General features: G+C 70.7%; 18 protein-coding genes and 1 CRISPR repeat array. Of the genes, 6 read left to right on the top strand and 12 right to left on the bottom strand.

Annotated elements, in window-relative coordinates:
- Positions 1 to 113: 113 nt before the first annotated feature.
- The 4 genes from ACSNOK_RS06755 (at position 114) to ACSNOK_RS06740 (ending at position 4400) form a co-directional block, all read left to right on the top strand.
- Complete coding sequence (locus ACSNOK_RS06755) at positions 114 to 668, top strand: hypothetical protein (RefSeq protein WP_436779654.1); 555 nt, start codon at positions 114 to 116, stop codon at positions 666 to 668.
- Positions 669 to 824: 156 nt separating this feature from the next.
- Positions 825 to 1097: direct repeats of the CRISPR family, unit length 29 nt; unit sequence GTGGTCCCCGCGCACGCGGGGGTGGTCCC.
- Positions 1098 to 1732: 635 nt separating this feature from the next.
- A complete protein-coding gene (locus tag ACSNOK_RS06750; RefSeq protein ID WP_436779653.1) occupies positions 1733 to 2251 on the top strand; it encodes a hypothetical protein in 519 nt (172 codons plus the stop codon).
- A gap of 62 nt (positions 2252 to 2313) precedes the next feature.
- Positions 2314 to 3567, top strand: a complete 1254-nt coding sequence (locus ACSNOK_RS06745; RefSeq protein ID WP_436779652.1) for a sensor histidine kinase — start codon at positions 2314 to 2316, stop codon at positions 3565 to 3567.
- Positions 3564 to 4400, top strand: coding sequence for a response regulator (locus ACSNOK_RS06740; protein WP_436779651.1), 837 nt, complete (start codon positions 3564 to 3566; stop codon positions 4398 to 4400). The genes ACSNOK_RS06745 and ACSNOK_RS06740 overlap by 4 nt, the downstream gene beginning before the upstream one ends.
- 102 nt (positions 4401 to 4502) lie before the next feature.
- Here ACSNOK_RS06740 and ACSNOK_RS06735 read toward each other — a convergent pair whose 3' ends face one another.
- Positions 4503 to 4958 carry a MarR family winged helix-turn-helix transcriptional regulator gene (locus ACSNOK_RS06735; RefSeq protein ID WP_436779650.1) on the bottom strand — a complete coding sequence of 152 codons (456 nt, stop codon included), beginning with the start codon at positions 4956 to 4958 and terminating at the stop codon, positions 4503 to 4505.
- Between the two features lie 95 nt (positions 4959 to 5053).
- On the opposite strand from ACSNOK_RS06735, the gene ACSNOK_RS06730 reads away from it, so the two are divergent.
- On the top strand, positions 5054 to 5572 hold the full coding sequence (locus ACSNOK_RS06730) for a phenolic acid decarboxylase (protein ID WP_436779649.1): 519 nt from the start codon (positions 5054 to 5056) through the stop codon (positions 5570 to 5572).
- A 95-nt stretch (positions 5573 to 5667) separates the two neighbouring features.
- Here ACSNOK_RS06730 and ACSNOK_RS06725 read toward each other — a convergent pair whose 3' ends face one another.
- Positions 5668 to 6171 carry a pyridoxamine 5'-phosphate oxidase family protein gene (locus ACSNOK_RS06725; protein WP_436779648.1) on the bottom strand — a complete coding sequence of 168 codons (504 nt, stop codon included), beginning with the start codon at positions 6169 to 6171 and terminating at the stop codon, positions 5668 to 5670.
- Positions 6172 to 6381: 210 nt separating this feature from the next.
- On the opposite strand from ACSNOK_RS06725, the gene ACSNOK_RS06720 reads away from it, so the two are divergent.
- A complete protein-coding gene (locus tag ACSNOK_RS06720; RefSeq protein WP_436779674.1) occupies positions 6382 to 8202 on the top strand; it encodes a prolyl oligopeptidase family serine peptidase in 1821 nt (606 codons plus the stop codon).
- A gap of 217 nt (positions 8203 to 8419) precedes the next feature.
- On the opposite strand, the gene ACSNOK_RS06715 is transcribed toward ACSNOK_RS06720, so the two are convergent.
- The 10 genes from ACSNOK_RS06715 to ACSNOK_RS06670 all read right to left on the bottom strand — a co-directional run bounded on the left by ACSNOK_RS06715 (position 8420) and on the right by ACSNOK_RS06670 (position 20424).
- On the bottom strand, positions 8420 to 9379 hold the full coding sequence (locus tag ACSNOK_RS06715; RefSeq protein WP_436779647.1) for an SURF1 family protein: 960 nt from the start codon (positions 9377 to 9379) through the stop codon (positions 8420 to 8422).
- Between the two features lie 81 nt (positions 9380 to 9460).
- Positions 9461 to 10924, bottom strand: a complete 1464-nt coding sequence (locus tag ACSNOK_RS06710) for a hypothetical protein (RefSeq protein ID WP_436779646.1) — start codon at positions 10922 to 10924, stop codon at positions 9461 to 9463.
- Complete coding sequence (locus ACSNOK_RS06705; RefSeq protein WP_436779673.1) at positions 10921 to 11445, bottom strand: SigE family RNA polymerase sigma factor; 525 nt, start codon at positions 11443 to 11445, stop codon at positions 10921 to 10923. The genes ACSNOK_RS06710 and ACSNOK_RS06705 overlap by 4 nt, the downstream gene beginning before the upstream one ends.
- A 1172-nt stretch (positions 11446 to 12617) precedes the next feature.
- Positions 12618 to 13889: an aspartate kinase gene (locus tag ACSNOK_RS06700; RefSeq protein WP_436779645.1), complete on the bottom strand. Its 1272-nt coding sequence runs from the start codon at positions 13887 to 13889 to the stop codon at positions 12618 to 12620.
- A 2326-nt stretch (positions 13890 to 16215) separates the two neighbouring features.
- Positions 16216 to 16530, bottom strand: a complete 315-nt coding sequence (locus ACSNOK_RS06695; RefSeq protein WP_436779644.1) for a DUF397 domain-containing protein — start codon at positions 16528 to 16530, stop codon at positions 16216 to 16218.
- The gene (locus ACSNOK_RS06690) at positions 16527 to 17312 is read right to left on the bottom strand and encodes a helix-turn-helix domain-containing protein (protein ID WP_436779643.1); all 786 of its coding nucleotides are present in this window, start codon (positions 17310 to 17312) and stop codon (positions 16527 to 16529) included. Before ACSNOK_RS06690 ends, ACSNOK_RS06695 begins: the two co-directional genes overlap by 4 nt.
- 620 nt (positions 17313 to 17932) lie before the next feature.
- On the bottom strand, positions 17933 to 18394 hold the full coding sequence (locus ACSNOK_RS06685) for a hypothetical protein (RefSeq protein WP_436779642.1): 462 nt from the start codon (positions 18392 to 18394) through the stop codon (positions 17933 to 17935).
- A 222-nt stretch (positions 18395 to 18616) separates the two neighbouring features.
- Complete coding sequence (locus ACSNOK_RS06680; protein ID WP_185942417.1) at positions 18617 to 19273, bottom strand: DUF5063 domain-containing protein; 657 nt, start codon at positions 19271 to 19273, stop codon at positions 18617 to 18619.
- Positions 19266 to 19865: a recombination mediator RecR gene (gene recR, locus ACSNOK_RS06675; protein WP_171166601.1), complete on the bottom strand. Its 600-nt coding sequence runs from the start codon at positions 19863 to 19865 to the stop codon at positions 19266 to 19268. The genes ACSNOK_RS06680 and recR overlap by 8 nt, the downstream gene beginning before the upstream one ends.
- A 220-nt stretch (positions 19866 to 20085) precedes the next feature.
- A complete protein-coding gene (locus tag ACSNOK_RS06670) occupies positions 20086 to 20424 on the bottom strand; it encodes a YbaB/EbfC family nucleoid-associated protein (protein ID WP_436779641.1) in 339 nt (112 codons plus the stop codon).
- Positions 20425 to 20597: the final 173 nt, after the last annotated feature.

Genomic DNA, 20597 nt, shown 5'->3' with positions numbered 1-20597 from the left:
GCGTCCGCCAACCCCCCTCTGTGTTCCAGCCGTTTGTCACCCAAGACCCAGCCCACCGCCGCGTACCTGCGATCCTCAAAGTCGTCCGGACGACTTGCCAGGGGGCCAGCACGGTGGAGTTCAGCGAACAGCTTGTGACGATCGCTGCCGTGCTCCTGGGCGCGGCAACCACCCACCTGGCCAACCACAGGATGGAGAAGCAGCGGCACCGCCAGACTCTCCAAACCCGCTGGGACGCCAGGAAGCTGGACGCCTACGCGAACTACATCGACCAGATGCGCTCCTGCATCTTCCTCGCGGTCCACCTGTACCACCACCGCGAGGGGATACGCCCCAGCGACCGACCAGAGCAGGAGCTCAGAGCGGAGATGTCCGAAGCCGGCCGCCTCCGCGGCCGCGCCTTCGAACACGTCATGCTCCTGGGTGGCGACGACGTCGTCGAAGCAGCCCACGACCTCAACGCCATCGCCCTCAAAATCGACTGGCAGGCCACAGGCGAAACCACCGGCACCCTCGAAGAGTGGCGCGCACTCCACCGCGCCACCTTCAAGGCCATCAACGCCTTCCACGAAGCAGCCCGCAAAGACCTCGGCGTCCGGGGCCGCGTCACCGGCGACAACCACCCGGAGAGAGATCTGCTTCTGCCCCCCACCCGCAGAGGAGAGTGACACCCATGAAGGGCCCTATTGACCGGCTGCGGGCACGACCGAGCCCTGCCGGCTCAACCACCCTCCTCGAAAATGGCCGCCATGACCGCTTCGCCGGAATCTCAACTAGTGAGTAAAAACCGGGGTCTCCATCGCTAAACCTGCAGGCGGCGGCCTGTGGTCCCCGCGCACGCGGGGGTGGTCCCAGCGGGTAACGCGCACTCTATCTATGCCACGAGTGGTCCCCGCGCACGCGGGGGTGGTCCCGGGCGAAGCTCGCCCTCCACCTTCTTCAGGTCGTGGTCCCCGCGCACGCGGGGGTGGTCCCGTGTCGCTGGTACCGCTCTTCCCGCTGAAAATGTGGTCCCCGCGCACGCGGGGGTGGTCCCCCCTCCAGGCGGGCCCACTCCGGCATCGCCACGTGGTCCCCGCGCACACGGGGGTGGTCCCGACCCGTCCCGTAGCACCAACCGCTTGGGAGAAAGCTGGGAGAAGATCTTCTCCCAGCACCTTCTGAAGGCCCACCGAGACCTAGTCATCCCAAAGCCCCTGGCCTGCCCGAACAGCAGGATGGCCAGGCCTGCGCTGTGCCCTGACTTCGTTCGGGACGAAGAGGTCGTGGGTTCAAATCCCGCCACCCCGACTTGGTTGCACCAGGTCAAGGCCCTGATCTTCTCTGAAGATCAGGGCCTTGACTCGTTTGTGGGGGTAGTCGGGAGAAAACCGGGGGATCTCGGAATCCTTCCCCGGTGAGCCGTCGGCCGCGGTGCTCTTCAGCGATTGATCAAAAGTGCGTCCCGGGGTCCGGGTGCCCATCCTGCGCGCGCGGCGTGATGCGCGTCACGTCAGGAGTGAGCCCTTCGCCCCGCTCCCGGCACCGGCTCTTTCGCCGCGGTCTTTCGAGAGCAGTCGGTGATCTCCACATACGGTCGCGCTTGCTTCCCGCTCGGACGGAACCCGGCGTCTTCGCGGCTTCCCGGGGGCCGCGTCAACCCGTGGGTTGAGACGGCTCGCGGCCTGGATCAACCCGTCGGTCAACCCGCGGGCCGACGTTCGGGCGGGCCCGGCGCAGCAGTCTTGAGGACGTGAACACCACCGATTACATCGTCAACGCCGTCCTCGTCCTGCTCGTCGTGCGCCAGGCCCGTGGCAGTCGCCTGAGCCTGGGCAATCTGGTGCTGCCGGTCGTGCTGGTCGGCGCCACCGCCCTGTACTACCTGCGCGAAGTTCCGACGGCCGGGAACGACCTCGTGCTGGAACTGGCGCTGGCCGGCGCCGGGGTCGTGCTGGGGGTGCTGTGCGGGATCACGACGCGGCTCTGGCGGGCCGCCGACGGCGTGTACGCGAAGGCGGGTCTCGCTGCCGCGGCGTTCTGGGTGTTCGGCATGGCGTTCCGGATGGGCTTCGTCTTCGCCGACGAGCACGGCGCGGGCGACGCCATCGCCGACTTCAGCCGGACGCACGAGATCTCCTCGGCCCAGGCCTGGGTGGCGGCCTTCGTCCTGATGGCGCTGTCCGAGGCGGTGGCCCGGCTGGTGGTAATCCGGTACCGCGGCTACCGGCTGGCTTCCTCCGCGACCGCGAAGCGCTCGGTGGCGATGTGAACGTCACAGGTCAGAGGCTGAGCCCGCACTCCGCGGGCTCGGCCGCCCCTATGCTGTGCGACATGGGTTCGACGCCGCCCGGCGGTCGTGCGGGGGACAGTCCGAGAGTCGCGGAGGCGCGGTCGCGCGCTGCCGAGCGTGCCGTGCGCCAGGGCACCCGTATGCACTTGGCGCTCTGGGTGATCGCGGTTTTCACCGTGGTCTCCGCCGTCCAGGCCCGGCCGCGTCCCGGCACCACCGGCGAACACCTCGTCATCAGCCTGGCGTTGGCGGCGTGCGTGCTGTCCCTGGTCGTCGCGGCGCTGGTGCGCGGTAGGAAACCCGAGGCGTTCACCGTCTCGCTCGCGCTGCTGCTGGGGTCCGGTGGATGCGTCCTGGCATTCCTCCAGCCGAGCTCATTGATGGTCGTTCCCGTCTCCACCGCCGTGGCGTTGCTTTTTTCGCGCCTGCGCCCCGGGCTCGCCGTGCTGCCGACGGTGCCGCTGACCTTGGCGATCAGCATCGTCGCCGCGCACGTCAGCTCCCCCGGTGACGCGTTGCGGCAGGGAATGGCCGGTGCTCTGCTGTGCGCGGTGCTCGGAGCCGTCTGCATGTTCGCCCGTCAGGCCCGGCTGCGGCACGACCAGGCGGAACTGCTGCTCGCGGAGCTGGAGGATTCCCGCGAGGCCGAGGCGCGCGCCGCCGCCGTCGCCGAGCGCACCCGCATCGCACGGGAGCTGCACGATGTCCTCGCCCAGTCCCTGTCCGCGCTCGCCGTGCAGTTGGAGGGGGCCCGCAAACTCGCCGAGCGGGACGCGGTCGCCCCCGCCTTGCACCAACTGATCGTTCGCAGCGGCGAACTGACCCGCGAGGGCCTCTCCGACGCCCGGCAAGCCGTCGCCGCCCTGCGCGGAGACGACGCGCCCGTGGCCGACCAGCTCACCGCCCTCGTCAGCCGGTGCCGCCGCGACCTCGCGCTGCCCATCACGCTGACGGTGTCCGGACAGCCCCGGACGCTGACGCCGGAGGCGAACCTCGCGCTCTACCGGGGTGCGCAGGAAGCGCTGACCAACGCAGCTCGGTACGCCCCCGGTTCGCCTACCGCCGTCGTGCTGCGTTATACGCCGCAGGCCATCACGCTGACCGTCTCGGACCGGGGCCGGGCCGAGGGCACGCGGAACGACGGTGACGGCGTTCCCGTGCCCCCCGCCGAGGCGTGGACGGGCGGCGGGAACGGCTTGCGGGGCATGCGCGAGCGCATCGAACGGGTCGGCGGCAGCACCCACGCGGGCCCCGCCGGGGAAGGGTGGACCGTGGAGATGGAGATACCGGCGTGAACGGTTCCGTGGCACCCATCAGGGTGCTGGTCGCCGACGACCAGCGGGTGACCCGCGAGGGTCTGATGCTGCTCGTCGGCCTGAACACGGGCATGGAGGTCGTGGGCGGCGCGGCCGACGGCGCGGAGGCGGTGGCCTTGGCCCACGAGCACCGGCCCGACGTCGTGCTGATGGACCTCGCGATGCCGGGTACGGATGGTGTCGCCGCGACCCGGACGCTCCGCGAAGAAGCGCCGGAAATCGGCGTCCTGGTGTTGACGACCTACGCGGACGACTCGTCGGTCTTTCCGGCGCTGCGGGCGGGAGCGAGGGGGTATCTCACCAAGGACGCGGGCGCGGACGAGATCGAACGGGCGATCCGTGCCGTGTATGAGGGACGGATCTGGATGGATCCGGTGGTCCAGGAACGTCTGATCGCGGTCGTCACGTCCGCGGACGCGCTGCCTTCGCCAGGGGCGGCCGCGGACGGTTCCGCACAGGGAAGCGCGGCTGCGGCACCCCGATCGACTCAGCAGACTCAGTCGGTCCAACGGACTCAGTCGGTCCAGCAGTCCCAGGGGGGTCGGCGGCCTCAGCCGGGTTCGGTGCCTCCTTCGGCCGGCAACGCCACTGCGGACGGTTCCTCCGCGCCTCCGCCGGAGCGGCTGACCGCCCGGGAGACGGAGATCCTCATACTGATCGCGGAGGGACTGTCGAACGCCGAGATCAGCGAGCGCCTCTTCCTCAGCCGCGCCACGGTCAAAACGCACATCAACCGCGTCTTCGCGAAGACCGGAGCGCGTGATCGCGCCCAAGCCGTCCGCTACGCCTACCGCTCCGGGCTGGTCGACTGACGAAACGTGCCCCTGCGGCCCGGTCTCGGATCAGCCGCGGATCAGGCGGGGATCAGCCCGGGGATCAGCCGCCGATCAACCGTCGGTGGCCGCCGCCAGCCGTCAGGTGCGGCGACGGTCGGTCGTGTCCTGGCGTTCCAGGGTGACCAGCAGGTCCGCCAGGGCGGGCAGGGCTTCGTCGATCGCCTGACGGCCGGCCGTCGGGAGGGCATCGAGGGCTCGGCGCAGGGCGGCGGTGCTGGTCCGGTCGTAGCGGTCCAGCATGTCGAGGGCGCGCGGGGTGGCGGACAGGTGGACGGTGCGCAGGTCGGTGACGGACGGAGTCCGCTCGACCAGTTCCGCGGCGGTCATGGTGCGGACGAGGTTGCTGATGGTGGAGGGCGCGGCGCGTAGCCGTACGGCCGCCTCGCGCGGGGTGATGCGGCCCGTTTCGGCGAGTACGCGGAGCAGCTCGATCTGTGCTTCCGGAAGGTCGGGGAGCCCTTCCGAGCGGCGGGTGCGCAGCACGGCGCGGCGCAGGGGGCCGAGCAGTCGTCCGAGCTCTGTCGCGGTGTCCATGGCTCCCATTGTGCCGTGGCGCTTGTTTTGCATCAAACATGTTTTGTTGCAAAATGAAGTCGCCCCCTTCGTTCGCAGCTCCTTGGAGGCAGATCATGGGCACGCACAGCGACCTCATTCCCGCGCAGGACCTCTCCGGGATCGTCGGCCACCGCTTCGTCTACACGTATGCCAACGGCTGGCAGTACGAGATGTACGTGAAGAACGACCACACCATCGACTACCGCATCCACAGCGGTCACGTCGGCGGCCGCTGGGTGAAGGACCAGGAGGTCGACCTCGTCCAGCTCGACGAGGACAGCTACAAGGTCTCCTGGACCGAGCCCACCGGCACCTCTGTCGCCGTCAACGTCATGCCGGGCAAGCGCCGCCTCCACGGCGCGATCTTCTTCCCGGACTGGATCCGGCAGCACGGCGAGCGGACCGTCTGCTTCCAGAACGACCACTTGGACGAAATGCGCGCCTACCGTGACGCCGGTCCGACCTATCCCATCTATGTCGTCCCCGAGTTCGCCCGCATCACGCTCTTCGAGTACGTGGGCGCGGACGACGACTCGATCGTCTCCGTGGCGCCCGGCGATCTCCCGGAAGGCTGGACCGAGCGCGTCGGCTGAACGGCCGACGCGCCGCCGCAACCGGCGGTCAGGCCCTCCCAGGTTCCGGCCGGGAATTGTCCGGGGCGGTCCGGGGCCCGCCCGAGGCCTGGCCGTCACGAGCAGTTTCCCGTAGCGGAGTTGCGGAAGGCGAACATCGTCTCCGGCTCGATCCGAACCCACACCACCTCCTTGAGCCATCCGTCCCATAGCGCTCTCCCATGCAACTCGATCAAGTACTGCTCCAGCGCGGGTTCATCAGTCGGTGACACCCGAACCGCCCTTCCGTGCACGGTGATTTGCGACCACTGCGCGTCGAAGACGGTCGCGCTGACCGCCGGGCGGGCGCCGATGTGACGGACGCGGACGGAGTCCGGGCTGGACCCGAAGTGGAACCGACCCCGGTAGAAATGGCCGTCGACCGGGCCGACCCGAGGATCGCCCGAAGCCCCGGCGGTGGCCAGCGCCATGATCTTGATCCCGTCGAGCTCGGCCACGACTTCGGCCGCCTCCAGCCGCCGGCCTCGGCCCGCGATCCTGCGCAGATGACAGCCCGCCCCGGCGTAGCTGTCGTCGAGCAAGCGCTGGAGAGCCGTCATGTCCTCCGGTGTCTCGTACATGTCCTCACTATGAGTCGCGCCACTGACAGCACACGCCGAAATGCCCCGAGAGCCCCTGAACCGAGCCGACAACCACCCCCTGGGGGCATGGAGTTATCCACAAGCGCGTACTTGTCCACAGACCCGGCGCCGTCCGGGCCGGATGTCGGCGGTTCGGCGCAGAATGGGGACATGACTGAGAGCAACGGGGCCCTGCGGGGCGACGAGTCCATGCCCGACTGGGAAAAGCGCTTCCGGGCGCCCCGCACGGGGCTGCCGGGGTGGGCGGAAGAGGCACCGGAGCGTTCGCTCTTCACATCCAACGCGACGGGCACCTACGAGGTGTACGCGTGGGACCGGGCGAGCGGTGAGCAGCGGCAGGTGACGGACCGCCCCAACGGCACCACGGGAGGGGTGCTGACGCCGGACGGCGAGTGGATCTGGTGGTTCTCGGACACGGACGGCGACGAGTTCGGCGTCTGGATGCGGCAGCCCTTCCACGGCGGCGCGGACGAGCCGGCGGTCCCCGGCCTGGAGCCCTCCTACCCGAGTGGTCTGGCCCTGGGCCGGGACGGCACGGCGGTGATCGGCCGGTCCACCGACAAGTCCGGCTCGTCGGTCCACGTGGCACGGCCGGGCGCCGAACCGGTCGAGATCTACCGGCACGACGAGTCGGCCGTGGTAGCCGGGCTCTCGCACGACAGCACGCTGATCGCGGTCGAGCACACCGAGCACGGCGACGCCATGCACTCGGCGGTCCGGATTCTTCGTCTGGACGGCACGACCGTGGCCGAGCTGGACGACACCCAGGGCGGCACCCAGGAGCTCGGTTTGTCGGTGACGGGCTTCTCCCCCGTCCCCGGCGATTCCCGGCTGCTCCTCGGACATCAGCGGCGCGGCCGGTGGGAGCCCCTGCTGTGGGACGCGGTCACCGGTGAAGAGACCGTGATATCCCTCGACCTCCCGGGCGACCTGGAAGCCGACTGGTACCCCGACGGTTCCGCCCTGCTCGTCGAACACAGCCACCACGCACGCAGCGAGCTGTGGCGTTACGACCTGGCGGACGGCTCGCTGAGCCGTCTGGACACCCCCTCCGGCACGGTGTCCGGCGCCATGGCCCGCCCCGACGGGTCGGTGGAGTTCCTCTGGTCCTCGGCGGAGAAGCCGCCCGTGATCCGTTCGACCGCGGGACACGTGGTGCTGGAGGCACCGGCCGGGACGGAGGGCGCAATGCGGGCACCGGAGTCGGTCCCGGTGGAGGACATATGGGTGGACGGGCCCGGCGGCAGGGTCCACGCCCTGCTGCAGAAGCCGGCGGGCGAGGGCCCCTTCCCGACGGTCTTCGAGATCCACGGCGGTCCCACCTGGCACGACAGCGACGCGTTCGCGGCGGGCCCGGCGGCCTGGGTGGACCACGGCTTCGCGGTCGTCCGGGTGAACTACCGAGGCTCCACCGGCTACGGCCGGGCCTGGACGGACGCCCTCAAGCACCGCGTCGGGCTGATCGAGCTGGAGGACATCGCCGCCGTCCGCGAGCACGTCGTCGCCTCCGGACTCGCCGACCCGGAGAAGCTGGTGCTGTCGGGCGGCTCCTGGGGCGGGTACCTGACGCTGCTGGGGGTGGGCACCCAACCCGACGCCTGGACGGTGGGTCTCGCCGCGGTTCCCGTGGCGGACTACGTGACGGCGTACCACGACGAGATGGAGGCGCTGAAGGCCCTCGACCGCACCCTTCTCGGCGGCACCCCCGAAGAGGTGCCGGAGCGCTTCGCCGCCTCGTCGCCCCTCACTTACGTGGACGAGGTCCGGGCGCCGGTCTACATCTCGGCCGGCGTGAACGACCCCCGCTGCCCCATACGCCAGGTGGAGAACTACGTGCGGCGGCTGGAAGAGCGCGGTCACCCGCACGAGGTGTACCGGTACGACGCCGGCCACGGCTCGCTGGTCGTGGAGGAGCGGATCAAGCAGCTCCGGCTGGAGATCGCTTTCGCGGAGCGTCACCTGGGCCTTCGGGACGGCCGACCGGAACGCCGGAGCCCGGCCCCGGCGTAGGACTCTCTCGCGAGAGCGACGCCGGAGGCGGCATCAGGCGACGGCGTAGGCGGCATCAGGCGACGCCGGAGGCAGCGGGGCCCCTGCTCCGCCGGGGTGTCCCCGCTGCGACGCAGACGTAGTGTTCCTACGCCGACGCGGGGCCCACTCCGACACGGGTCTTCACTGTGACACGGATGTTTGGTGTGACGCGGATCTTGGGTGTGGCGTGGGGGTTCTACTTCGGAGCGGGATTCCGACCAGCGGCGGGACCCTGGCCGGCCGCCGCGGCCTGGCCCGCCGGGGCCTGAGCGGCCGCGGGAGTCGGGACGGCCGCGGGGTCCTGCCCCGCAGTGGGGTCCTGTCCCGCCGCAGGCGACCGCTCGGCCGCCGGGGCCCGAACGCCCGTGGCGACCGGGCCCGAGTCCGGCGCGAGGCCCAGTTCGGCGTCCCGCGCCGCCTCGACCTCGCGCCGGAAAAGCCGGAACCACATGAAGAGCACGAAGCCCACGAAGACGAACCACTCACCGGTGTAACCGAGATTCTGGAACGCCTTGAGGTCCAGGCCCGTGTTGGGCGGTGGCGCCGGCGGCACCGGGGTCAGGGGAGCCGGAGCGTCCGTCGCCGTGATCCAGGCATCGTGCACCGGGTAAGGAAGGAGGTTGACCAGTGAGGCCGCGCTGATCACGCCGAGCTGACCGGTGGGCAGGCCACCGGTGCGTACGCCCTTCGACGTCGCGCTCTCCGACGACTGGAGCGCGCCGGCGACGGTGACGCGGCCGGGCGGCGGGGTCGGCACCTTGGCCGTGTCGGTCTTGGCGTCGGCGTCGCCGGGCAGCCAGCCCCGGACCACGGGCAGCGCCTTGCCGTCGTCGGTGCGGAGCGGCGTCAGGACGTAGAAGCCCTTGCGCTCGTCGAGATCGCGGTCGGGCACGAGGAGCTGGTGCTCCGTGTCGTAGCGGCCGGTGGCGCTGGCCTTGCGTCCCGAGGTCTCCGTCGTCACCGGCAGCAGTTCGCGCAACGGCGTGGCGGCGGCGCGGCGCGCCTCGTCGGCCTGGGTCTGCTGTTCGTGGTGCGAGTCGACGCGGGTCTCGAAGCGGCCGAGCTGCCAGCTGCCCATGAAGAGGCAGAAGGGGATGGCGAGCACGGCGAAGACGTTGATCCCCCACCAGCGAGGAGTCAGCAGGAACCGGTACACGCCTCCACGGTACGGGGAACGCGGAGCGTGACGGCAGGCGGCCCTGGGATTGGGACCCGCTCTCGCGGGCCGGCCCGTGGCCTACGCGGGCGGGGCAGCGGCCGGCAGGGGGCCCGTGTGGTAGACGGTCCCGGCGCAGGCGTCGGGGATACGCGCCTCCGCCGCGGCCGGATCGCCGGCCACCGGGATGTTGGTCAGGGTGACGCTGCCCGTCGGCACCGGCGGGGCGGTCGTCTCGGACGGTACGACGGCGGGTGAGGAGGGTGCCGGGGATGTGGTGGGGGCTTCGGCCGTCCGGCCGACCGCCTTGGTGGGAGCACCGGCCGCGGGGGGCGGGGTGGCGCTGCCGGCGGGCCGGGTACAGCCCGACGTTCCGCCGTCCGCTGCCGGGACCCAGGCGAATTTCACCTCGTACGCCTGTCCCGGCTGGAGGAGCACCTCGCGGGGTGCCCGCTCCGGGTCGGGGAGGCCGGCCGCCGGATCCCCGGTGGTGTGGCCCACGACGGAGATGCGTGTCTTCTGCGCGCCGCCTCCGGCTTGGGCGACGAGCTCACCGGGACCGGTCACCGCGCAGGAGGCACGCGAGACGTTGACGATGCGGAACGCGCCGTAGACCCGGCCGGTGGCGTCGGCGGCGCCGACCGCTCCCGAGCCCTTGCCGAGCTGGGCGCGGTCGCAGGTCGGGGCGGCGGCGCTGAGCGAGACACCGGGGGTCGGTGAGGGGCTGTCAGCGGTGGCGCGGGGGTGGCTCGGTTCCTCGCTCGTCCGCGCGGTACCGCTGTCGCCGCTCGGCTGCTCGACGCGGTGTTCGCCTCGGGCGGCCGTGCCACCGCCGGGCCGTTCGGAGCCGGTGGAACCGCTACGGCGTTCGTGGTCGCCGATCGTCTCCTCGGCGTGGCGGTGGCTGTTGGCGGCGTTGGCGGGGCGGTCGTCGGAACCGTTGACTCCAACGGTGTCCGCAACGTGCATCAGGGCGGGCACCGCCGCTCCCACCAGCACCACGGCCGCCACCGCGCCGCCCAGCGCCTGGCGCCGGCGGGTACGACGGGCGGGCACGGCGCGGCGCAGATGCTCCAGCGCGTCGTCAGAGGGCTTGAGGTCCTCGACGGCGCCCCGCAGCATCCGGCGCAGCGCCTGTTCGTCGAGGGCGGTCTCGTTTGAAGGCTGAGCGTCTGGCGACCGCTCGCCGAGGGGCTGCTCGTCGGGCGACTGCGCGTCGTGCGGTCGTACGTCCTGAAACTGCTCGTTCACGTGCTGCTGCTCGTTCGGGTACTGCCACTCGTTCGGGTACTGCTGCTCGCGCGGGTGCTGGTCGCGCCGGTACTGATCGCGCGAGTACTGCTGCTCCTTCGGGTGCGGCTGCTCGTTCGGGCGCTGTTCGCACGGGGGCGGCGGTCCGGCCGGTGGCTGCCCGACGGGTGGCGGTCCGGCGGGGAGCTCTCCGGCAGGCGGTCGGTCGGAGTGGGCGGACGCCGGGGGGTTCGGGGGCGTCCATCGGTTGCCGCGGCGGCCGAACCGGCCACCGTCCGGGTCGCGGTGGTTCATGCCGGAGCCTCCATGGCGACACGGAGTGCGGCGATGCCCCGTGAGCCGTACGCCTTGACCGAGCCGAGCGAGAGGCCCAGCACCTCGGCCACCTGGGCCTCGGTCATGTCGGCGAAGTACCGCAGGACGAGCACCTCGCGCTGCCTGCGCTGCAGACCGCGCATCGCCTTGATCAATTGGTCTCGCTCCAGCTGTTCGTACGCCCCCTCCTCGGCGCTCGCCATATCGGGCATCGGCTTGGAGAGCAGCTTGAGACCCAGGATGCGGCGGCGCAGCGCGGAGCGGGACAGGTTGACGACGGTCTGCCGCAGATAGGCCAGGGTCTTTTCCGGGTCGCGGACCCGGTTCCGGGCGGAATGCACCCGGATGAAAGCTTCCTGCACGACGTCTTCGCAGGAAGCGGTGTCGTCCAGGAGCAGGGCCGCGAGACCGAGCAGCGACCGGTAGTGCGCCCGGTAGGTCTCGGTGAGGTGATCGACGGTGGTGCCGACGGCCATCGTCGTGTCAGCGCTGAGCGACAGGGACTGCGGCTCCGCTTCCTGACGGCCTTCGGCGCTCTGCCGCGCGTCGGCGCCCAGCGGCGCCGCGGCCTGCGGCAACGCGGCCACCGACGCGGGACCCGCGGCGGTCCGGATCTCGCCGGTCCGCGTGTCGACGGTCTGGCCGCGAGTGGGCTGGGCCGGGACGCGGGCCGCGGACCGTTCCGACGTGGGAGCCGCGGCGGCGGCAGAAGTGGAAGCGGGAGTGGAGGTGGGATCCGGGCCCGGAGCGGTGGGCGCCGCGTCCGGAGTGGCCGACGTGGGAGGCCAGGGCGCGATCACCGGCATACCGCCCAGAGCACGCGTACGCGAGCGCGCGGCGGCGACGCTTGCGCGCCTCGGGACCGTTGCGATGCTGATGACCTCTGCCACGCCTGTTGGACACGCTTCCCCCCGTCAGGGTTGTACGCGCTCGGCACCCCGGCCGCCGACGTGCCGCGGGCCGCCACGCGGTGTGCCGCCATGCGTACCAGCCCTTTCTCATGCCGCGAATCGCCCTGATCCCCGGCCTCCTTGAGCGAAGACGGCGAGCGGGCCCCGCCGGGCGACCGGCCCTGGCACCGCTCCCGCGCTGCCGCCGGTCAGGGGCATCGAGGGGCACGCGAAACGGGAAGCACCTGCTCGAACGGAACGTCCGCGCAGTTCAAGGGGCCCGGACCAATGGCTTGATCACAGAACCTTCACACGTTCCCCAGTATTGCGGAGCACCCGTCCCCGACGCCACGAGTTCGGCGATCCGGAGCGGTGGGTTACGGCCCCGGAGCCACCGGACGCGCTCACCGGCTCCGGCCGCCGCCAACCACCATCGACCGCATCCCCGCGACCGGGCGAACACCCCTCACCGGCGGACGAGTTCGCGCCGTGATCTCACCGAGACGGGCCGTGCACACGCAGCGCCACCGCGTCACCCGCACCGGGCCCGCCGTCACACCGAGCACCCGGCCGGCGCCCGCCCCAACGATTGGCCCGGCGAACGGCCCCGAGCGCGGCCCGGAGACCACCCCGGCGTACGGCCCGGGGACTCGACCTGGCGACCGGCCCGAGAGGCGGCACCACCCCGGCCGTCGAAGCCGGTGCGATGCCGCCCGCTCGTAAGCGGAGGCCGATCGAGAACGGTCACCGTCCGCCAAGGACGGCAGCCACAACGGAACGGATCAGCGCCCGGTCCCGCCGTACACGACCGCCTCGTCCGTGTCGCTGTCCAGACCGAACGCGGTGTGGACGGCGCGGACGGCCTCGTTCACGTCGTCCGCGCGCGTGACGACGGAGATGCGGATCTCGGACGTCGAGATGAGCTCGATGTTCACGCCCGCGTTGGACAGCGCCTCGAAGAAGGCCGCGGTGACGCCCGGGTTGGTCTTCATCCCCGCGCCGACCAGCGAGATCTTGGCGATCTGGTCGTCGTAGCGCAGGTGCTCGAAGCCGACGCGGCCCTTGGTCTTCTCCAGCGCCTCGATCGCCTTGCGACCCTCGGCCTTCGGCAGGGTGAAGGAGATGTCCGTCAGACCGGTGGACGCCGCCGAGACGTTCTGCACCACCATGTCGATGTTGATCTCGGCGTCCGCGATGGCGCGGAAGATCGTCGCGGCCTCGCCCGGCTTGTCGGGCACCCCGACGACCGTGACCTTCGCCTCGGACGTGTCGTGCGCGACACCCGAGATGATCGCCTGCTCCACCGGCTGACCTCCTGGAGGCTCGTTGCTCACCCATGTGCCCTTGAGCCCCGAGAAGGACGACCGCACATGGATCGGGATGTTGTAACGGCGCGCGTACTCGACGCAGCGGTGCAGCAGCACCTTGGAACCGGAGCTCGCCAGCTCCAGCATGTCCTCGAACGAGATCCACTCGATCTTGCGCGCCTTCTTCACCACGCGCGGGTCGGCGGTGAACACCCCGTCGACATCCGTGTAGATCTCGCAGACCTCGGCGTCCAGCGCGGCGGCGAGGGCGACGGCGGTGGTGTCCGACCCGCCCCGGCCCAGCGTCGTGATGTCCTTCTTGTCCTGGGACACGCCCTGGAAGCCGGCCACGATCGCGATGTTGCCCGCGTCGACCGACTGCTGGATGCGCCCGGGCGTGACATCGATGATGCGCGCCTTGTTGTGGACCGAGTCCGTGATGACACCGGCCTGACTGCCCGTGAACGACTGCGCCTCGTGGCCGAGCGTTTTGATCGCCATGGCCAGCAGCGCCATGGAGATCCGCTCTCCGGCGGTCAGCAGCATGTCGAACTCTCGCCCGGCAGGGATCGGCGATACCTGCTCGGCGAGGTCGATCAGCTCATCCGTCGTGTCACCCATCGCGGAAACCACGACGACGACCTGGTGGCCGTTCTTCTTGGCTTCCACGATTCGCTTGGCAACCCGCTTGATGCCTTCGGCATCGGCAACGGAGGAGCCTCCGTACTTCTGCACGACAAGGCCCACGTGCGCTCCTCGCAGCTCTGTGTAATGCGGTCGGCTCAGTCTAACGAGCGGCGGGATTGAGCCTCCGGGGAGCCGCATGCTGAGACGTCACGCACCGTTCGCGGAGACGGGGCGCGGGCACGCGCACGTAAGCCCTTAGGGGCTTTGGAAGCGCCCCTTACGGGAACTCCGGGGCGCCCCTTCCCGGAACTTCCGTAAGGGACGGGATTTCTTGCGGTGCGCATCCCCTAGGGGATGGAGTTCTTCAACCGCTCGTCTTCGACGCGATGCCTGCCGGGCGGGCGGGCAACTCGGCGGTGATCCCGTAGGGGTACGAGCGCTTGGACCGTTACGCGCCAGTCTCCGGCTCGCGCGCAGCCCGCCGCGGACGGTCACCGCCCGGTGGTCGCCTGGTGGTGGACGTTCCCCGATGGTGGACGGTCACCGCTGGTGGACGGTCACCGCTGGTGGACGGTCGTCCGGTGAACGCGGCCTGCTGGTGGCCACGGCCCCTAATGGTCCGAGCCCCTAGTGGTCACGGCCCCCTAGAGGCCGTCCGGACCGTTGCCGGACGCAAAGCCATCGGCCGGAGCCTCGGAACGGGATTCGGAACGCGAATCGCGGCGGCGTTTGGGGTGGACGCCCGCCAAGGCGCGGAGCCGGTCCACCCGGTTCCGGATGTCGTCGGGCCACGGCCCCGGCTCCTCCGGGGTTGAGCTGCTCGGGAACGACTCCGGAGCGGCATCCGGATCTTGAGCGGCACCCGGGACTGGCACAGCGTCCAGGGAAGTACAGGACGCACATAGGGCCGCCCCCGCCTCAGTGGCCGCGTCCGTTCCCTGGCAGCCGGCGCAAATGGTGTGGCTCCGGACGACGATCTCGTCCCTCCCAAGCGACGCCGGCGGAAACGCGGGCGGCCGGAACGGGATGGGCGGCATCTTGTCCGTCAGCCGCCTGCGCAGGAACGCGGCCGGGTTGTAGATCTGCGGTGGCAGCCCGACTGTCAGGGCCGCGACCAGCTGTTCCCTGGTCACCCGCCGCTCCAGCCACTCGGCGGCGAGCGGTTCGAGCGCGGAGCAGTCGGCGGCGGACAGGGTCAGGCGCGGGTCCGTGAATCCGATCGAGGCGAGGGCACGGTACGCGCGGGAAGGGCGTGCGGTGGGCGGGTGCGTGGTGGGTGGGTTTGTGGCGGGAGCACCCGTCGGGGGCCGGTGAGCCGTGGGGGCGTCGGCGTCCCGTACGGGGCCGGGAGCCCCTACGACGTCGGCATCCCGTACGGGGTCGGCTCCCCCTACGGGATCGGGGTTCCGTAGGGGTGCGGTGTCCCCTACGGGGTCAGGGTCCCCTAGGGGATCGGCGTCCCCTACGGGCTCCAGGGGCCCTACGCGCTCGCCACCCCTTACGGGCCCGGTGCCCCCTACGGGTCGAGCGGCAACCCCTACGCGTTCGGCTCCCCCTACGAACCCGGCGTCCCCCACCCGAACGACGCGCCCGGCAGGCGTGGAACCCCCCACCGACAGCACTCCCGCCTCCACGGCCTCCCACCACTCCCGTGAGCGCGGGGTACGCGAGAAGTACGTATACGTGACCCAGCGCGAACCTTGTTCGCTGATCACTTGCATCCGCTTGCTGCTGAGGTGCCCGGCCAAGGCGAGGTTCTTGAGGGCGGTACGGCACGCGGCCTGACCGTAATTGGGCAAGGTCTTGGCCAGCGTCTTGGCGTCCATCGCCGCACCCTCGGGAAGGCGGTCCACGTACGCCGCGATCGACGCCTCGCGCGCGGGCAGGTGCGCGAAGTCGCCCGGCGCGGGCGGCAACTGGTCAGGGGCCTCGCGTTTCCCGAACCCCGGGTTCGCCATGGGGTGTGCGGTGGCGGGCAGGACGGCACTAGCATGGGCGGTAGCCACAGATCGGCCTCTTCGATCTCGTAGGTCAGGCCCCGGACCCGGTGTTGGTAGCACCGGCCGGGGTCGCTTTGTCCCTGCGAACGCTAGAGGCCCAGCACGGCCCGTCGCAAGCCGGTCACATAACGTCAAGTAGCGTCAGTCCAGGGCATGTTTGAGCGCACAGCGACGCCACACCAGGCCGACAAGGCACCAACAAGGGCGCTCGCCCGCCCCAGCCGTGCCCCGCCAAACGCTGGCCTTAGCAACCAAGTTGGCCACGTCGCCGGTGTGGCGGCCTGGCGTCGGGGTCCACACACCTCGCGAGCCACGGCCCGCAACTCCACGCCCGGCGCGGGCACATCGCCACCCGCTTCGGCAAGGCAAGGCAAGGCAAGGCGATGCGAGGCGATCGCTCGCCAGGGAGGGTGGGAGGGGTGGGAAATCAACCCACCAACCATTCCTCAGAAAGAGGGCTCGGATCTCGAAGCTCGGCGCTCCGAAGCTTGAGCTTCGGGCGCGAAGTCCAGGAAACGCGCCCAGGCGACCGGGTGCACTTCGAGCCTCGGGCCGGTTTTGGCCTTCGAGTCCCGGATGAGAACGGAACGGAAAGTGGCGCCGGTTTCGACGAAGTCGCCACCCTCACCACCGCCGCGTCCGGCCTCGCGTGTCCTAGCCGCGACTTCGACACAGTCACCGCCTTCGCCGCTGCTGTAGCTGGACTTGAACCAGCACAACGTCGCACGGCTGCCGCCGCCTATTTCCCCATCGCTGTTCATGGCAAATCCCTTACTGCGCGCTCCAGCATCTTCATGGTGGCCTCAGGGGTGCACGCCTGCGACCGGATGGCGGCGTATCGCATGTTCATGTCCGACACCTCCTTGGGGTCGGACAGCAGAACGCTTCCCTTCTGCACCTCGGAGTAGACGAGCCTCCGCCGGTCCCGAGTCTCGACCAACCGCATCGGACCCGCCAGTCCCGCATGCACCTCGCGCCGTGTCGGCATCATTTGGAGGTCCACATGAGGCAGCTTGCTCACCTCCAAGAGGTAGACCAATTGCCCACTCATGACCGCCGGGCCTCCAATGGCTCGCTCCAAGGCGGCCTGCTCGACAACGACGCTGATCATGGCCGGTGGCGTCCTGTGCAACAACCGCTGCCGCTCCATGCGGACGGCCGTTCGCCGTTCGACCTCCTTGGGGTCAAGCAAAGGCCGGTCGTTCTCGAACACCGCACGCGCATAGGCTTCGGTTTGAAACAGCCCGGGAACCACCTGGTTCTCATAGATTCCAAGCGCCACGCACTCGGCCTCGTACCCGGCGTACTCCTCGAACCAATCGGGGAATTTGCTCCGCTCGATGTGCTTGGCCGCCTCCCTCAACAGGCCCTTCGCACCGCACAGTTCCTCCGCCGCCTCCACCAGTTCCGGTGGCGGCATCCGTCGCCCCTGCTCGACCGAGCAGATCGTGTCCAGCGAGTAGCCGGCCGCCTCGGCCAGTTGTTCCCTGCTGACACCGGCCAGCCGGCGCCAGCCCTGGAGCTGGCTGCCGAACATCCGCATGGACGCGGACCTCGCCTGCCTGTTCCCGGACATGCGTTCGCTCCCTCCCCCGGCTTTCCCCGGCAGCGGTGCGTACACACCCGCACGGACGCGGTGGGTCGCGTCGTACGGCGGCCGCGCCCCGGCCGTACCCGCGCCGGAGTACGCACCCGGTCACTGATCAGCGTAGGAGGGATCACGCATCGTGGTCGGTGTGAACGAGAAGATTCCCCCACTCGGGCCGCGTGCCGTGCACGAGGGACCCGCCACCGCCACCACCCCTCCGTACCGCCCGAGTTGGGTGCCCCGTTGGGGGCACCACCTGTGGCGGTGCGGAGTGCACTTCGACGTGCTGCGGATGTACGGGGCGCGGGGTGAGGCGACGGCGCGTCGGCTGGTGGAGAACGCGGGTGAACGGGCGGGGCCGGTGGTGTGCGAGGCGACCGGGTTCCGGTGGACGTACTTCCTGTTGGCGCCGGGGACGGCGCGGGATCACGGGTGGCCGGTGGACGTCCAGCTGTACGCGGGACCACGTACGGTCGTCTACGTCGGCGTACCGGCGTTGCAGGGCAATACGTGGCCGCTCGGGTGGTCCTCGCGGCCTACGCGGAGCGCACCGTTCGTCGATCCCGGGGCGTTGCTCAGGGCGTTGGCGGAGTGCCCGGTTCCGCCGTCGGACCGGGAGCCGCGGGGGCGGTGAGGGTGTCACCGTCCCGGTTCCGGCAGGGGCGGTCGAAGACGCGGAGGACCCAACGGTCCAGGTGGGTGGCGACATCAGTCGCCGAGGTCAGGGCGTCGGGTGTCGGGAGCGTGCCGAAGTCGTCGGGGCCGGCGAGGAAGTCGACGTCGGCCCAGCCGCCCCGGAAGAGGACCACGGACAGTTCGGTATCGGTCGGGCCGGTGAGGACGAGGCCGAGGGAGTCGGGGTCACGGACCGCCGACCGTTCGGTCAGCAGGGGCTGGGGCCAGTCGGCGGCCGCGTCGCGCCAGGTCGGCTGCCCCGGGGTGAGGCCTGCCGCCCGCCATCGCGGGAATCGTTCGGCGATGAGGGCGGCCGCTTGGTCGAGGTCCAGGACGCGACCGCCGAGGTCCCTGGGCGGCATAAGGGTCTCCCCGTAGGTGGTGCCGGTTGCCGCGATGGGCAGCGGGTGGGCGTTCCGATGACCGGTGAACGGCGGCCTGTGGCTGCTGGCCGATGTCCGAGGCGGTCGATGTCCGCAGTGGTCAACGTCCTCGGTGGTCAACGTCCTCGGTGGTCAACGTCCGATGGCCGGCGTTCGGTGACCGGCCTCCGGTCGTTCGGCGGTCGTCCGATGGCCACCGGCTCAGAGCGAGCGCAGGCGCGCCGTTCCGCCGATTTCCGCGGCCATCACGCGCCCCGCCTCCTCCTCCAGTTGCTCCTCCGTGCCGACGGTGTCCGTGTCGAGGCCGTCGAGTTCGTCGAGGGGCTGGTCGAGACGGACGTGGGCGACGAGGGACTGGAGGGCGCGGAGGCAGGCGGAAGCGGTGGGGCCCCAGTTGGAGAGGTACGAGAACTGCCACCACCACAGGGCCTCGCTGACGCGGCCGTCCCGGTAGTGGGCCATGCCGTGCCGCAGGTCGGTGATGATGTCGGCGAGGTCGTCGGAGATGCGGCAGGCGACGGGGGCGCTGCGCGGGACGTACGGGTCGAAGACCTCGGAGTAGACGTCGACCGGGTCGAGGAGCGTGGCGAACCGTTCGCGGAGCTCGTCCACGTCGGGCTCCGGGCCCACGTCGGGCTCGTAGCGCTCGTCGGGGAGGAAGTCCTCGTGCGCGCCGAGACGGCCGCCGGTGAGGATGAGCTGGGAGATTTCCAGCAAGAGGAACGGAACGGCGCTGTCCGGTTCATCGCCGCGCGACACCTCGGTGACGGCGACGATGAAACTCTCGATCGAGTCGGCGACGGAGACGACGAAGTCGTCCGGTTCGCGCTTGGCGTCATGGAGCGTTGCGTCAGACATCGAGAAGTCGTCTCCCTTCGAAGGCACGCCCGAGCGTGACCTCGTCGGCATATTCCAAGTCTCCGCCCACAGGCAGCCCGCTGGCGAGCCGGGTGACTTTGAGTCCCATCGGCTTCACCATGCGCGCCAGGTACGTGGCCGTGGCCTCGCCCTCGAGGTTGGGGTCGGTGGCGAGGATCAGCTCGGTGACGGCACCGTCCGCGAGCCGGGCCAGCAGCTCGCGGATGCGCAGATCGTCGGGGCCGACGCCCTCGATGGGGCTGATGGCCCCGCCGAGGACGTGGTAGCGGCCGCGGAACTCACGCGTCCGCTCGATGGCGACGACGTCCTTGGGCTCCTCCACGACGCAGATGACGGCCGGGTCGCGGCGCGGGTCCTGGCAGACCCGGCACCGCTCCTCCTGCGCGACGTTGCCGCAGACGGCACAGAACCGGACCTTGGCCTTGACCTCGGTCAGGGCGTGGGCGAGCCGACGGACGTCGGTCGGCTCGGCCTGGAGGATGTGGAAGGCGATCCGCTGCGCGCTCTTCGGACCGATGCCGGGCAGCCTGCCCAGCTCGTCGATGAGGTCCTGGACCACGCCTTCGTACACGGAACGGGTTCTCCTTCTCGGGTGGGGCTCGGGAGGCCGGGCCCCGGTGTTCTCGAGTCTCCCCGATCAGGGCCCTTCCGGTGCGGGCCCGGAGGGGTCGGGGCTGGTTCGGTCCGTTCTGGACCGGTTTCGGTCGGGGTGGGACTGGTTTCCGTCCTGACGCCTCAGGGCCGGCTGTCGCTTCGGGGCCGGGCTACGGCCCGGCCCGTTCGCGACCGTCTCAGAACGGCAGACCGGGGATGCCGCCGCCGAGCCCCTGGGCGAGCGGGCCGAGCTTCTGCTGCTGGAGCTGCTGGGCCGCGTTGTTCGCGTCACGGACGGCGGCCAGGATCAGGTCGGCGAGGGTCTCGGTGTCCTCGGGGTCGACGGCCTTCGGGTCGATGACCAGGCCCTGGAGCTCCCCGGCACCGCTGACGGTGACCTTCACGAGGCCGCCGCCGGCCGAACCCTCGACGGGGGTCCGCGCCAGCTCCTCCTGAGCTGCGGCGAGGTCCTGCTGCATCTTCTGAGCCTGCTGAAGCAGCTGCTGCATGTTGGGCTGGCCACCACCGGGGATCACGGCTTCGCTCCTGTGCTCTCGCGACTACGGGTACGACACGGGTACGACGGCGCGCCGTGCGGCACGGCTGGACGTCGCGCGGTCCGACGCGGGGTCGGTAGCCCGAGCCTACGTGCTCGCCGGGTGCGGCGCGCCATGCGAGGGCAAGAAGTCCGGGGCGGGGGCTTGGGGGC

Source organism: Streptomyces sp. URMC 126 (genome assembly GCF_051386555.1).
Taxonomy (GTDB): domain Bacteria; phylum Actinomycetota; class Actinomycetes; order Streptomycetales; family Streptomycetaceae; genus Streptomyces.
This window is presented reverse-complemented; position numbering and strand designations above follow the sequence as displayed.